Origin of the sequence: Corynebacterium sp. HMSC035E02 (genome assembly GCF_001836065.1) — a bacterium.
Classification (GTDB): Bacteria; Actinomycetota; Actinomycetes; order Mycobacteriales; family Mycobacteriaceae; genus Corynebacterium; species Corynebacterium hiratae.
On the sequence record NZ_KV827311.1, the window covers coordinates 38,633 to 51,996 of the forward strand.

Below are 13,364 nucleotides of genomic sequence, written 5' to 3' on the forward strand. Positions count from 1 at the left end.
ACGTCACCGACGTGCCTTATTAAGATCTGGCCGCGACGACGAAGGGGCCGATCTGCTCGACTTCCCAACCCTTCTCAAAGACTTCCGGGTTGAAGAACACCGCGCGGTAGCGCACGTTGGGCTGGTTGGGGTAGATGTCTTCTGCCAAGTGGGTCTTGTAACCACCACCGGGTTCTTCCATGTCGCCGCGGAAAATGAGGACGTCGGGCCCGCGCCACGGCGCAGACTCGAGAGACTGCGCGAACTCCTCCGGAGTTTGTTCCCAGGACTTAGAGGCCCACTCCTCGATTTGCAGGTTGCGGGTGCTGAACTCTCCCAGCGGGTTGGCGTAGTTGCTGGTGAAGGCGTTAAACCCGTAGTAGGGGTTATACGCCATGAAGAGCTTTTCATCCGTCAGGACAACCGTGTCGGTGGCGTCGTAGCCCTGGGAGTCGATGAACTCGCGGATCTTGGCGTAGTTGGCGGAGGAATCGCTGGTGTAGCGGTCCGCGCGCTCACCGTAGCCGTCGGTATCGGTATAGGCGTGGTCCAGGGCGGTCACGTTCGTCGCCGGGATCTGCTGGGCATAGTAGATACCGCCAAGGCCCATGATGATGGCGAATACCAAGGTTATGCGCCTGCTCGTGGTCTCGGTGAAGCGCGCCGGGTAGAGCGTGGGAAGGCCCATGAGGCGGACGTCGGCCAGCGCGAGGATGCCAGCAGTGGCGAAGAGCACCGCGACGATCAGCTCGAGGCGGAAGCCCAGCAGCGTGCTGCCGGCGAGGGTCATGACCATAGAAGCCAAGATCCACAGGTAGGTGCCGACGATCGCGGTGCCCATTGACTTGATGTCGGGTTCGTCGATGCGTAGGACGAGGTAGATCAAGCCGATGAGGCTGAGAATGCCGATGACGGACAAGGAGAGGAAGGGGGCCGGGATCTGGGTTCCCTCCTCCGGCAGGTAATGCTGCGCGGTGGATTCCAGCGGGGCGGTGGCATGCAGAACCGCGCGCAGGTATGGCGCCCAGGCGATCGCGGCGATGGCCAGGGAACCGGCCGCGATAGTGGCGAGGTGTATCAGGGGAGTCCATGTACGTTCGGCCATGCAGGTGACGAGCGCAATGAGACTGACGATGGTCAATGCCACGGCACCGGTATAGAGCGTGTAGAAGCAGGCGGAAACTCCCAGGTAGATGGCAATTCCGGCGGTGGAGAACCAGGAGGAGCTGTGGAAAGCATGCGAGCACAGCACGGCCACGGCCGGCACCCCCATGGCGATGACCGCGGAATACGGCTCCTCAGCGCCGATGGCCAACGTCACCGCTGTGGTGGTGAGGGCAATGGCGGCGGCAACCGGAAGGGAACCGGACAGCCGTTGCCACAGGGGAACCAGGATGCACCCGGATACGGCCAGGGAGATGAGGCTCCACGGTTGGTATACCTCCCAGCCGGGCATGTTGAGGAGGTTTGCGAGGCGCCCGCCCATCCAGAACCAGCCCAGTGGGTAGAAGGTGGGTAGGCCCTCGTAGTTCATGTCCGCATAGGAACCGGCTTCCGTGGCGCGGGTCAGGAATTGGGTGCGGAAAACCTGGTCTACCTGGACGCCGTCGAGCCACAGGCGGGAGGCCGAAAGGGGGAGGCCGATACTGGTCAGCGTGAGCAGCGCTGGGGAGATATAACACACAGCGGTGGTGAGCCACGTTCGCCAGCGGGGGCGCGGGGAGGCGCCAATCACCCACCACACGCATAACGCGCCCACTAGGAGAACGGTGAGCGCAGTTCCCGCAGTGCTCAATGCGCGGGTCACCATCGACGTGCTGAACGCCGGCAGGGAGACCGTCTTGAAGGCGAAGAAACCAATGAGCGTGATAAGGCCGCCACCTACAGCGGCGGCGGCCATTCCCACGAGAGTGGCGCGACGCGTCAAGCGGTCGACGTTATATTCCACGGTGGGGGACATAGACGACGTGGCGGGAGACTCAGTCATGCACTTAGTCTCCCACACGCCGTGGACATAGCGGAACTTTAGAAAGGCAGCTTCCGGAAGATGGCCTGCGGGATGAACTTGAATCCCAAGGACACGTACTCAAAGAGCGGGTGCACGAAGATGGACTGCTTGCCGTCGAGCACTGCCTTGACGGTGGCCTTGGCCACGTCGGAGACGTTAACGGTCAGCGGCGCCTCGCCGGCCTCCGCCGACATCTTGGTGCGCACCTGGCCCGGGCGAACCACGAGCACCTTGGCGCCGGAGCCGCGCAGGGCTTCGCCGAGGTTGATGAAGAAGCCGTCCACGCCGGCCTTGGAGGCGCCGTAGACGAAGTTGGAGCGGCGCACGCGCATGCCGGCGACAGACGAGAGCGCCACGATGGTGCCGTGGCCCTGCTGCTGGAACTTCTGGCCGAGTAAGACTCCGAGGGAGACCGGTGCGGTGAAGTTGGTCTGGGCCGAGGCAACTGCCTTAGCCTGGTCCTGCCAGAGTTCCTCCTGGTCACCGAGGGTGCCGAAGGCGATGATGGCGACGTCGACATCGCCACGTTCAAACGCGCGCTGGACGACGTCCGGGTGGCCCTCGAAGTCAGTCGCGTCAAAGTCCAGGACCTCAACGTCGCCGCCGCGGGACTCGATGGTGGCGCGGGCCTCCGCGATACGTGGGGAGTCGGCACGAGCAGCCAAGGTGACCTTGGCCGGACCGCGCTCGAGGAATTCCTCGACGATGCCGAGGCCGATCTCGGAGGTGCCGCCGAGAAGGAGGATGTGTTGTGCTTGGCCTACTGCATTCAGCATGAGGTTAATCCTTTCTAGTGCAGCTCGAGGCGGCGGGACATGTCGGAGGCGAAGACGCCAGTCGGGTCGATGTCGTTGCGGGTTTTGAGCCAGCCCTCGAGGCCCGGGTACATCTTGTGGAAGTTCTCCGCCGAAGTGCGGGACTCCTTGGCCAGGTAGAGGCGGCCACCGAATTCCATGACGCGCTTGTCCAGATCGTCGAGGAAGGTGCCCAGGCCCGGCTTGATGGGGAAGTCCACGCAGACATTCCAACCCGGCATCGGGTAGGACAGCGGGGCCTTGTTACCTGGGCCGAAGAGCTTGAACACGTTGAGCGCGGAGTAGTGGCCGGAGCGCTGCATGTCCCGGATGATGTCCTTGAAGGGCTCGACGGCGTCGGTCGGCACCACGAACTGGTACTGCAGGAAGCCGTTGGAGCCGTAGCCGCGGTTCCACTCGCCGATGAGATCCAGCGGCTGGTAGAACTGCGTGAGGTTCTTGACCTGGTTCCGGGCCGGGGCGCCCATGAGGTAGTAGGCCTCGCCGATGGCCATGAGCGAGAGCTTGTTCATGGTGAAGTTCGGGAAGATATCCGGAACGGTCATCAGCTGCGGGGCGTTGAACTTCAGCGGATCCTTCGCCAGCTTCGGGTTCAGCTCCTCCAGCTGCTCCAGGGTGGCCAGCGAGCCGCGGGAAATGGTGGAGCGGCCCAGCTTCGGCTCCGGGGAGATGACGTCGAACCACGCGGAGGAGTACGTGTAGTTGTGCTCCGATCCATCGGAGTGGAAGGCGATGGTTTCCTCGAGGTTATCCGTGCGGTCCGTGTCCGCGATGAAGTAGGCGGTTTCCGTCTTCGTCATCTTGATCTTGGCGCGCAGGATGATGCCGGTCAGGCCCATGCCGCCGACGGTGGCCCAGAAAAGATCGCTGTTTTCACCTTCCGGGGTCAGGTGCAGCACGCGGCCGTCTGCCACGAGCAGCTCCATCGAGGCGACGTGGTCACCGAAAGAACCGGCGGAGTGGTGGTTCTTGCCGTGGATATCCGGGCCGATAGCACCACCGATGGTGACCTGGCGGGTACCCGGCAGAACTGGAACCCACAGCCCATAGGGCAGGGCAGCCTTCATGAGCTGGTCGAGGGTGACTCCACCGTCGACGTCGACGATGCCCGACTCCGGGTCGATGGAGTGGATGTTGTTGAGCGGTTGCATGTCGATGACGAGGCCGCCGGCGTTCTGCGCGGGGTCACCGTAGGAGCGGCCCATACCGCGGGCGATGACACCGCGGCGCAGGTGGGAAGGCTTATCAGCGTTATCCTCGGCCACCTGGGCGACGGCAGTCTTAATGACGTCGACGTCCGGGGTGGATAAAACATGGGCGGTTGTCGCCGCCGTGCGGCCCCAACCGTAGAGGGACTTCTCAGTAGTATGCAGTTCCATCTCTTACTCTTTAAATCGATGTGATGGGTCGGTTTTCTACACTACCTAGGCGGCAGTGGCTGTGGCGGGAGTGAAAACGTGAGATTAGGTACAAAAGCCAAGCAAACGGAACATTTGTGCCGTCCGGTTGTATGGTTTTCTATGGCTAGTACAGATCCATGATCTGCCGGATTTCCTCGGGAAGTTCATCCTGCGAGGTGATCTCAGGGCCTTCATAAGAACGCAGGATTTCATAGACACGGCCGCGCGAAGTGGAGTCGAGGATGGGCAGTTCCTCGGCGATGAGCCGCGTCATAAAACCATTGAGCGGTAGCGACGTGTGTTCTGTCGCCAGAAAGTGGCCGTGGCGCTTGTCTTCCTCGGCGCGCTCATCTTGCGCTGCTCGCTGTGCTGGGGTGAGGTGCTCTTTTTTAGAGGAGTACATGCACGGTAGCCTACCGCCCGCCTAAAGTGGGGCGGTATGACTTCTCCCAAGCAAGATAATTATGCGCTGGATGACACCCTTGCCGGACGCATCACCCAAGCCGCAGCCGTGGCGATCATGACTTCTTATCCAGATTGGATCAAGAACAAGACTGCGCTTGTTTTCGCCTATGTCCTGTCTTTCTTAGGTTTTGGTGCACTCGTGGCCATTACTAATGCCGAGAGCCACGAGGGGCAACCGGAACCGGAGAAGCCGGAGGTGCCGCTGTGGGCGCTTCCGGTTGGCCTTGGTGCGCTTGTGGTTGGCGGCTGGTTGGGGATTAAGGCACAGCGGGGAATCGTTGGCTTTATCCGCCGCCGCGGCGTGGCAAAACCGTGGACGGTGTGGGGCGGAATCGGGGCCGCCATCGTGTTCATCCTCAGCGAGCTCGAAGCGCGCGAGAACGCCGCCCGCAACTAAAAGTGCGTATGGTGGGGCACATGAGCTCACAGGTCACAGATTTGGCGCAGGTCCGCGCCAAACGTGGTGATTCTGCTCGAACCCTGCTGTGCCAGGTGTCCAACGTCCGCGCGGAAGCCGAGGTGCACCGCCAGATTGGTTTCTCGGATGCACTCACGCTGGAAGAGCTTCATCATATTCTCGAGGTCTGCTTCGGCCTGCCTCAAGAGAATTCGCCGTGGCACTTTTTTGAACATACCGATGCCCGCGGCCAACGAATCGATCCGAGCCATACCGTGCGCGAATTCTTAAGCCGCGAAGGCGAGCAGATTGATTATGCCTGGGGGCTGTGGGATTTCGAGATAGTCGTGGTGGAGACCTATCCGCGCGATAACGGCACGCCGGAGGCTCTGTGCGTGGGCGGCTCCGGATCTTTTCAGACACCGTTTGATCTCACCGCCGTGAATGCTGAGCTCACAGGCCAGGAAACCATTGATGAAGTTCTGGATCTGGTGGTTAGTCCCGTCCGCGCGCTCATTGAAAGAACCCGGCTCTATGACTTCGTTCCGCTCCTCCAAGCTTTGGACTTGCATCGCGAAGTCAGCATTGATGCTCGGGCGTACCGCCAGCTGCGTACTCTGCCGCGAGAAGTAACAAACGAAGGCAAGGACGCCTTTTGGTCGATGGCGCTGGCGCTGTCCTGTATGGGCGGGCGCGAGCTGACGGATTCCGTGGTGGAGACCGCCATGGCGGCGTTAGGCTGGGTCGACGATGACGGCGAGGAGCTTCGCGGTGCTGAGATTCGGGAGCTGTGCACGGCTTCGCTTAAGGTGCTTTCTTCTCTCGGCGCCTATGGTGAAGACGCCGTCGCACCCGTGGATCGCCTAGACATTTACCGCGCCCTCATCCGCGGGTAGAGTATTCCGCCGTGACTGAACCTACTTCCACCCTAAAGACACAGCTCGTGCGCTTTGTCTCCGTCGGTGTTTTCACTGCGGCCATCGACTATGGCCTCACCCTCTTCCTGACGTACCTAGGCCTGCACCGCTCCCTGGCCAAGGCGATCGGTTGGGTTTTCGGTACCATCGCCGCGTATGTGGCCAATGCTCGCTGGACTTTCGGTGCGCAAGTGTCTGGTCGTACCGCCGGTGCCGTGGGCATGCTGTACCTGTCTACCTTCGCCGTGCAGAATTTTCTGTATTGGGTGCTCAACGCTCCGCTGATCAGTCTGGGCTTTGAGGGTGCACTGAAGGACACTATCGCCTTCGTCATCGCGCAGGGCGTGGCCACGGTGACTAACTTCGCCATTCAGCGCGTGTTCATTTTTAAGGGCAAGTAACTATGGCAGGTCGCGCCGAACGCCTCTCACGATCGAATTCCCTGCACGCGCAGGGCGCGAAGTTCGCCATTACGGGAGCCATTGCCGCGCTTATCGACGTCTCCCTGACCTGGCTCTTCCAAATCGGATTAGGCGTATTCGGCGACGTGGGCTCCCGAACTATTGGCTTTGCTGTGGGCACCTTCGTGGCTTATCTGCTGAACCGGCGCTGGACCTTCAACGCGCGGGCCTCGAAGCGCCGCTTCGCTGCCGTGTTTGCTACCTACGCCATGACCTATGCGATCAACATTCTGTTGTATCGCTGGGCCTTTCCCTTCTTTGATCACACGCTGGACTGGCCCTCGTCCTGGGCACTGGCGGTGGCTTTCGTGATAGCCCAAGGCACCGCCACACTCATCAACTTTTTTGTGCAGCGCTGGGTGATTTTCCGCAGCACGCGCAAGTCCTTTGAGTTTTAGGGCCTGCGGAAGTCTTCCTTGCGGCCACGGTTGTGCAGGCGCAACCACTCTACAAAGCCCTTCACGTCATGTTGCTGGACCAGGAAAAACCAGCCAAAACGTGCGAATTCCTGCGGCAGCAGCTTGCGCATGCCGCGCTGCCACAGAAGGTAGCCGCGGTTGCGGTAGGTAAAGAAGCGCTTGAACTCGCCCTCCGGATATTGCGTATGCATTTTGCCACCGAGGATGGGCTTGAACTCGTCGGAGCCGTCCGGGTGCAGGTAGCTGGTGGTCAGCGCAGTGCCGAAGCTCAAGCCCGAGTTGACCAGGCGGCGGTGGTACTCCACCTCATCACCACGGATGAACAGGCGGTAATCTGGCACGCCGATGATCTCCATGGCCTCGGCGGAGATGAGCGCGCCGTTAAAAAGCGAGGCGATACCGGGCAGAAAGTCGCCCTCTAATTCGCTCATGTAGCGCCGCCATATCAGTCCCTGGCGAAGAGGGAAGGCGAGCTTGGCGGGCTCATTGATATTGCACACGGCGGGGGAGACTTCGTGGAGTGCGTTGTTTTCCGCAACGCGGTAGAGCTCCTCCAGCACGTGGTGGTCGGCGGGGCGGCCATCATCATCAGCGCACCACACTGCGTCCGCGCCGAGGGCGAGTGCGGTGAGGAATCCCAGCGCGAAGCCGCCCGCGCCACCGAGGTTGGTTTCGGAAGGCACATAGACGCCGCGCTCGCCGGCCAGTTCGTGGAGGAGATCCTCCACGGATTGTTCCGCACCGTTATCCACCACGATGACCCACTGCACCGGGTGTGTTTGGTTCACCACCTGTTCAAGGGAGGCGCGCAGCAGCTCCACGCGCTGGTGGGTGACGATCACAGCGGCCGTCGTTCCGGCCTGGGACAGAGTGGCAGTCATGCGTTCCATTGTGCCACCCGTGCTGAGCTATACGATGCTAGCCATGGCTGTAAAAGGTATTGAAGAGATGTGGGCTCCTTTTGGGATTTCCGTACAGGTCGGCGAGCTGACCTTGCGGGTGCTGCGCGATAGTGACATCGCCGCCATCCACGGTGTTAGCGCCGCTGCGATATTTGGTGAGCCGCTTCCGGAGTACACGTTCCCCTGGCTGAAAGAGAAACCGGACCCGAGCTTCCGGTGGGCGCACCGCGCGCAGATGTCCCCGGAAGAATGGTCGCTCGACTTCGGAGTGCATCTTGATGGTGAGATCATCGGCTCGGTGGATCTGCGGGCGAAGAATTTTCCCGATAACCATGAGGTTGTAACCGGATCGTGGATCTACCACCACCTTCAGGGCCGCGGTATTGGTACGCAGATTCGTCACGCCGTTGCGGTCTTCTGCTTTGATTACTTGGGCGCGCGCCAGCTGCGCTCGGAGTGGGAGCCGGGAAATGAAGCTTCCCAGGCGGTATCACGCAAGCTGGGCTACACCATCAACGGCAACAAAGCAGTGTTGCGCAAAGAGGATTACCAGCCGGGGCCGGAAGTGACTGTCAGTGGCATGACCGAGGAACTGCGCGCGATGTTGGGAATTAACTTCGCACTATGACGGAGATTTCGTGAAACGGAGTAAATTTGTACTCATTTTCACGGAAACTTGTAGAATGTTGGCATGCTTAACGCGCGGACCACCTCAAAAATCGACGCTCTTCTTGATCAGTATGCGGCGTTGCGGGAGGACGCCCCCGAGGCCATCGCGGAGATAGCACGCGCAGAGGTGGCCGAGTCAGTGTATAACTCGAACGCCATTGAGAATTCCACGCTGACTTTGGAGGACACCGAGAACATTCTGGCCGGGCTTACAACTAGGGCGCATAATTTGCGGGAAGTCTTTGAGGCCACAAACCTGGCGGACGTGACTGAGGAACTTATTCGGGGCGTCGGTAAGCTCGATGCACACCTCATTCTGAAACTGCATGGCATGTTGCTTCGCGGCATCAACGACGACTGGGCGGGGCGCTTTCGTCGAAGGGGAGAGTGGGTTCGCGTGGGCGCTCATATGGGGGCCAACCCTGAATACGTGGACAGGCTGGTGGACACAGCCATTGTCGAATACTACGAGGACACTAGCTTCTTTGTTGACCGAATCGCGCGGTTCCACGCGGAATTTGAAACCATCCATCCTTTTTCAGATGGTAATGGGCGCATCGGGCGCGTCATTATCAATCAACAACTCTTAGAGCTAGGGGCGCCACCCATCATCATTCCGAACAAAGGAAAAGAGCGCCACTACTACCCAGTGTTCCGTGGCTACCCGGTGAGTGGGGACTTTTCTGCATTGAGCACACTTATCGCGCGGCAACTCGTCGAGTCCTTGCACAAGCGCATCACGCTCATGACCGCGCCGAGGGTAATTCGCCTGTCGGAATGGGCAAAGGTTAACGGTGTCTCTGGGTCCGTCGCCGCCAATAAGGCGGCGCGGGGTACCATTCCCGCCTTCCGACAGCGCGGAACGTGGATGATTGACGCGCAATATGTCAACGAGGCAGGTAGCAGGGGCTAAACGTTCTCCTCGTTATCGAAGCGCTTGCGCAGATCTCGCACGTACTGGCCCACCTCTGGGCCTTCGTACTCGCCGACGACCTCGGAGACCTCGCCCACCGAGCGAATCTGGCCGTGGTCGATCCATAGGGCGGTATCGCACAGCTGGGCCAAGAAGTCATTGGAGTGGGAAGCAAAGACCAGGATGCCGGAGCGCTTCACCAAGTCCTGGAGGCGCACGCGGGCCTTGGCCATGAAGGCGGCGTCGACGGCGCCGATTCCTTCGTCGAGAAGCAGGATCTCCGGCTCGATGGAGGTCACCACACCCAGCGCTAGGCGAACGCGCATACCGGTGGAATAAGTGCGCAGCGGCATGGAGAGGTAATCACCCAGCTCAGAGAATTCCGCGATCTCATCCATCTTGGCCTTCATCTGCTTGATGGTCTGGCCCAAGAAGAGGCCGCGGATGATGATGTTGTCATAGCCGGAAACCTCCGGGTCCATGCCCACGCCGAGGTCGAAGACTGGGGCAACGCGCCCGCGGACGTCGGCAGCGCCGCGCGTAGGTTCGTAGATGCCGGACAGCAGGCGCAGCAGAGTGGTTTTGCCCGCGCCGTTGTGGCCGACGAGGCCCACACGGTCGCCCTCGCGCAGGTGGAGGTTGATGTCTTTGAGTGCCTCCACCATGACCACGTTCTGGTCATTTTTGCCAATGGAGCCACCGGCCGTGGAGAGCATCGCCTTCTTGAGTGAACGGGATTTGGCATCAAAGATGGGAAAGTCCACGCAAGCGTTATACGTATCAATGGAAACCATGGACGATCCTTTCTAGACCCAGTAGGAGACACGGAAGCGCCACTGGCGCATGGCCAGTCCGGCGATGAGCAGGCCGGCGACGGTGCAGCCGATGACGATAAGCCAGTGATAACCGGCAACGGGTTCACCAATCATGGGGGCGCGGATGATCTCCATGTAGTGATAGAGCGGATTGATCTCAGCGATGCGCGCGCGGCTGGCCACGGCACCTCCCTGTTCCTTCAGGGTGTTGGTCATCCACACGATAGGCGTGACGTAGAAGAGCAGCTGGGTTAGAGCCTCCAGCAGCGGGGCAACGTCACGAAAGCGGGTGGCGATGATGCCGAAGAACATGGCGACCCACACGCCGTTGACCAAGAAGAGCGCCAGCGCCGGGATGAACAGGAAGAACTCCCAGCCCAGGTGGCGCGGGAAAATAATGATGAGCAGCAGCCAGATGATGAGGTTGTGCCCCAAGAAGAGAGTTTGCCGCCAGACCAGGCGGTAGACGTGCACCGACAGTGGTGCGGGCAGCTGTTTAATCAAGCCCTCGTTGTCGATGAAGACCGTCGAGCCTTCCTTGATGGCGCCGGAAATGAAGTTCCACATGATAAGGCCCACGGTCACGTGGGGCAGGAACTCTGCCACGGGGATCTGGAAGAGCATGGAGTACAGCAGGCCAAGCGCCGCGGCCATCACGCCGGTCGCGATGGTGATCCAGAAGGGACCCAATACCGAGCGGCGGTAGCGCTGCTTGATGTCTTGGATGCCCAGCTTGAACCACAGCTCGCGCTGGCGAGCGCCTTGCAACAGATCAGCGAAGGCCGCCGACATGGTCATGGAACGCGAGGCCGGCTCCTCGCCGGGTGCAGGCGCGGAGGTCATGCGGGCGACGTCGTCACGCAGGTTTTTCTTGTCTTGCACGCCATTCACCCTAGCGCGCACATCCGCTAAAAACCTACACACACGCCCTTAACCTGGGAAAACACGAGCGAGCTGGGAAAATCTCGGGTTAGGAAAGATTTACGTAGGGCGTATAGAGTAGGGAGTCGATCGGACGATTCGAGGAAGGGTTGAAGCATGACGGAACAGTATGACGTCGCCAGCGTGCGAGGTCTTTACACTGGTCTGTCCGATGGTTGGACCTACCTGAACGCGCACGCCGCGCCGCAGATTGCGGAACGCGTGGCCTCTGGCGTTGCCCGTTCTTTCCGAATGTCCGCCACGGTGAAGCCTCTGGAGGATGCCGTGGGCGCGCACTCGGCGCATCACGACCCCGGGGAGCTCCACGCGGCAGACATGTATGCTTCCGCGCGCCGGGCAGTGGCGGATCTCACGGGGGCGACAGCGCAGCGGGTCATCCTGGGCCCGTCGCTGCCGGTGCTGTATCAATCTCTGGGAGTCGCACTGCGCCCGCTGTTGCGCCGCCAGTCTTCGGTGGTGCTTTCCCGTTTTGATTCTCCAGAGCTCACGCGTCCGTTTGCGCACGTGGGCGCCGATATTCGGTGGTCGCAGCCGGACTTGGGCACGGGCGAGCTGCCGGCGTTCCAGTACGCCGAGTTGGTCGATGGTTCCACGCGGTTTGTTGCTTTTTCGGCTGCCCATGAGCTGCTGGGCACGGTCACGCCGGCGTCGGAGATTATTGATACGGTCCATGAGCGTTCCCGCGCCTGGGTGCTTGTCGACGTCTCCTCGATCGCCCCCTACCGCCTCCTCGACTTTGACGCGATTGGGGCGGATATCCTCGGCGTGGATGTGGGCGCTCTCGGTGGCCCGCAGATGGCGGCGCTCGTCTTCCGCGATACCGCGATGTTCCGCCGCCTCGATGAGCTTGTCGTTGGCCCGGTTTCCGCGGGCTTGGCGGGTGGCGTTGGCCCCCTGGTGGACCATTTGGCGGAACTCGCCGGCGGGGAGCGGGGTTCGCGCCGCGTGCGCCTGACGCGTTCGATGCAAGCTCTCTCCGGCTATATGGAGGATCTCACCGGGGATCTTTACAGCTTGTTGGGCACGCTGCCGGCCGTTCACATCCTGGGTGTGACGGGTGAGGCGGCTGCCGACGCCTCCGATGACCGCCTCCCGCGTCTCACCTTCGCCGTGCGCGATGTTCCGGCGGATGTGATTCACCGCCGGCTCTTCGACAATGGCTTGGTCATTACGATCGCCCCGCACACCCCACTGCTCACGGAGATGGGCGTGGAGGAGGTCGGCGGTGCCGTTACGGTCTCGCTGAGTCCGTTTAGCACGTACTACGACGTGGAGCACCTCACCCGCGTCGTGGCGTCGCTGGCTTAGACCTCGAGGACGAGCTTGCCCGTGACCTCGCCGGAGTCGAGGGCTTTGTGGGCTTCGGCGGCGCGAGCAAGCGCATACGTCGCGTGCAGGTGGTGCTTGACGCTGCCGTTCTCTAGCCAAGGCCAGACATTCTTGACGGTGTCGGCGACGATGGTGGCCTTGCCCTCCAACGAGCGGGAGCGCAGCGTGGTGCCCTGCAGGGTCAGGCGCTTGTTAAGCAGAATACCCATGTTGAGCTCGGCCTTCGTGCCACCCTGCATGCCGATGGTGACCATGTGGCCACCCTTGGCTAGCGCGATGAGGTTCTTCTTGAGGTACTTCGCGCCCATGATGTCGAGGATGACATCACATTGGTTTTTCAGCTCCTCGGCGAAGTCCTGCTCGTTGTAATTGATGAGGATGTCCGCACCGAGCTCCTTGCAGGTCTCGAGTTTTTCGTCCGAGCCAGCCGTCACGGCGACGGTGGCGCCCAGTTGCTTCGCCACCTGGATGGCGAAGGTGCCGATGCCACCCGCGCCGCCGTGGATGAGGATGGTCTGGCCTTGAGTAAGACCAGCTTCCATAGCGATGTTGGACCAGACCGTGCAGGCCACCTCGATGACGGATGCGGCCTCGGCAAAGGAATAGCCGGTGGGGATGGGCAGCAGCTGGCCTTGGGGCACGGCCACGTACTCGGCGTAGCCGCCGCCGGCGAGCAGCGCGCCGACCTTGGAGCCCACCTCGACGTCGGTATCGCCTGCGTCAACGACTTCGCCGGCAACTTCGAGGCCGATAATCTCCGAAGCGCCCGGCGGCGGTGGGTAGTGCCCGCGGGCCTGGAGCAGGTCGGCGCGGTTTACGCCGGCGGCTTTGACTTTAACGAGGACTTCGCCGGCAGCTAGTTCTGGTGTGGCGACATCCCCCAACTCCAGCGAGTGCGGGTCTTCCAGGTTGGTCTGAATGATAGCTTTCATG

At 61.2% G+C, this 13,364-nt stretch carries 15 protein-coding genes; 7 read left to right on the forward strand and 8 right to left on the reverse strand.

What is annotated here, in order from left to right; all coding sequences use genetic code 11:
* Positions 1 to 19: 19 nt before the first annotated feature.
* The 4 genes from HMPREF2635_RS02630 to HMPREF2635_RS02645 all read right to left on the reverse strand — a co-directional run bounded on the left by HMPREF2635_RS02630 (position 20) and on the right by HMPREF2635_RS02645 (position 4,605).
* Positions 20 to 1,966 carry a galactan 5-O-arabinofuranosyltransferase gene (locus HMPREF2635_RS02630; protein ID WP_070510693.1) on the reverse strand — a complete coding sequence of 649 codons (1,947 nt, stop codon included), beginning with the start codon at positions 1,964 to 1,966 and terminating at the stop codon, positions 20 to 22.
* A 38-nt stretch (positions 1,967 to 2,004) separates the two neighbouring features.
* Positions 2,005 to 2,763, reverse strand: a complete 759-nt coding sequence (locus HMPREF2635_RS02635; protein WP_046647037.1) for a decaprenylphospho-beta-D-erythro-pentofuranosid-2-ulose 2-reductase — start codon at positions 2,761 to 2,763, stop codon at positions 2,005 to 2,007.
* Positions 2,764 to 2,777: 14 nt separating this feature from the next.
* Positions 2,778 to 4,181 (reverse strand): decaprenylphosphoryl-beta-D-ribose oxidase, encoded by a 1,404-nt coding sequence (locus tag HMPREF2635_RS02640; RefSeq protein WP_070821238.1) that lies wholly within the window; start codon positions 4,179 to 4,181, stop codon positions 2,778 to 2,780.
* A gap of 145 nt (positions 4,182 to 4,326) precedes the next feature.
* On the reverse strand, positions 4,327 to 4,605 hold the full coding sequence (locus tag HMPREF2635_RS02645; protein WP_070821239.1) for a hypothetical protein: 279 nt from the start codon (positions 4,603 to 4,605) through the stop codon (positions 4,327 to 4,329).
* A 36-nt stretch (positions 4,606 to 4,641) separates the two neighbouring features.
* On the opposite strand from HMPREF2635_RS02645, the gene HMPREF2635_RS02650 reads away from it, so the two are divergent.
* From HMPREF2635_RS02650 to HMPREF2635_RS02665, 4 genes are read left to right on the forward strand one after another with little or no spacing between them, the layout of a single operon-like run.
* Positions 4,642 to 5,064: a hypothetical protein gene (locus HMPREF2635_RS02650; protein ID WP_070546093.1), complete on the forward strand. Its 423-nt coding sequence runs from the start codon at positions 4,642 to 4,644 to the stop codon at positions 5,062 to 5,064.
* A gap of 20 nt (positions 5,065 to 5,084) precedes the next feature.
* Positions 5,085 to 5,960, forward strand: coding sequence for a plasmid pRiA4b ORF-3 family protein (locus HMPREF2635_RS02655; protein ID WP_070510700.1), 876 nt, complete (start codon positions 5,085 to 5,087; stop codon positions 5,958 to 5,960).
* A gap of 11 nt (positions 5,961 to 5,971) precedes the next feature.
* Positions 5,972 to 6,382 carry a GtrA family protein gene (locus HMPREF2635_RS02660; RefSeq protein WP_046647042.1) on the forward strand — a complete coding sequence of 137 codons (411 nt, stop codon included), beginning with the start codon at positions 5,972 to 5,974 and terminating at the stop codon, positions 6,380 to 6,382.
* Between the two features lie 2 nt (positions 6,383 to 6,384).
* On the forward strand, positions 6,385 to 6,840 hold the full coding sequence (locus tag HMPREF2635_RS02665; protein WP_070821240.1) for a GtrA family protein: 456 nt from the start codon (positions 6,385 to 6,387) through the stop codon (positions 6,838 to 6,840).
* Here HMPREF2635_RS02665 and HMPREF2635_RS02670 read toward each other — a convergent pair.
* The gene (locus tag HMPREF2635_RS02670) at positions 6,837 to 7,751 is read right to left on the reverse strand and encodes a galactofuranosyltransferase GlfT1 (RefSeq protein ID WP_180963921.1); all 915 of its coding nucleotides are present in this window, start codon (positions 7,749 to 7,751) and stop codon (positions 6,837 to 6,839) included. The two genes, HMPREF2635_RS02665 and HMPREF2635_RS02670, sit on opposite strands and share 4 nt — an antisense overlap.
* Between HMPREF2635_RS02670 and HMPREF2635_RS02675 the strand changes: the two genes are divergently transcribed.
* On the forward strand, positions 7,741 to 8,391 hold the full coding sequence (locus tag HMPREF2635_RS02675) for a GNAT family N-acetyltransferase (RefSeq protein ID WP_239663636.1): 651 nt from the start codon (positions 7,741 to 7,743) through the stop codon (positions 8,389 to 8,391). The genes HMPREF2635_RS02670 and HMPREF2635_RS02675 overlap by 11 nt on opposite strands.
* 63 nt (positions 8,392 to 8,454) lie before the next feature.
* Complete coding sequence (locus HMPREF2635_RS02680; protein ID WP_070821241.1) at positions 8,455 to 9,345, forward strand: Fic family protein; 891 nt, start codon at positions 8,455 to 8,457, stop codon at positions 9,343 to 9,345.
* Here HMPREF2635_RS02680 and HMPREF2635_RS02685 read toward each other — a convergent pair.
* A complete protein-coding gene (locus tag HMPREF2635_RS02685; RefSeq protein WP_010188329.1) occupies positions 9,342 to 10,139 on the reverse strand; it encodes a galactan export ABC transporter ATP-binding subunit Wzt/RfbE in 798 nt (265 codons plus the stop codon). The two genes, HMPREF2635_RS02680 and HMPREF2635_RS02685, sit on opposite strands and share 4 nt — an antisense overlap.
* 12 nt (positions 10,140 to 10,151) lie before the next feature.
* Positions 10,152 to 11,003 carry a galactan export ABC transporter permease subunit Wzm/RfbD gene (locus HMPREF2635_RS02690; protein WP_049156811.1) on the reverse strand — a complete coding sequence of 284 codons (852 nt, stop codon included), beginning with the start codon at positions 11,001 to 11,003 and terminating at the stop codon, positions 10,152 to 10,154.
* Positions 11,004 to 11,198: 195 nt separating this feature from the next.
* Here HMPREF2635_RS02690 and HMPREF2635_RS02695 point away from each other — a divergent pair, with 195 nt between their 5' ends.
* Positions 11,199 to 12,410, forward strand: a complete 1,212-nt coding sequence (locus HMPREF2635_RS02695; RefSeq protein ID WP_070821242.1) for an aminotransferase class V-fold PLP-dependent enzyme — start codon at positions 11,199 to 11,201, stop codon at positions 12,408 to 12,410.
* Here HMPREF2635_RS02695 and HMPREF2635_RS02700 read toward each other — a convergent pair.
* The gene (locus tag HMPREF2635_RS02700) at positions 12,407 to 13,363 is read right to left on the reverse strand and encodes an NAD(P)H-quinone oxidoreductase (protein ID WP_070821243.1); all 957 of its coding nucleotides are present in this window, start codon (positions 13,361 to 13,363) and stop codon (positions 12,407 to 12,409) included. The two genes, HMPREF2635_RS02695 and HMPREF2635_RS02700, sit on opposite strands and share 4 nt — an antisense overlap.
* Position 13,364: the final 1 nt, after the last annotated feature.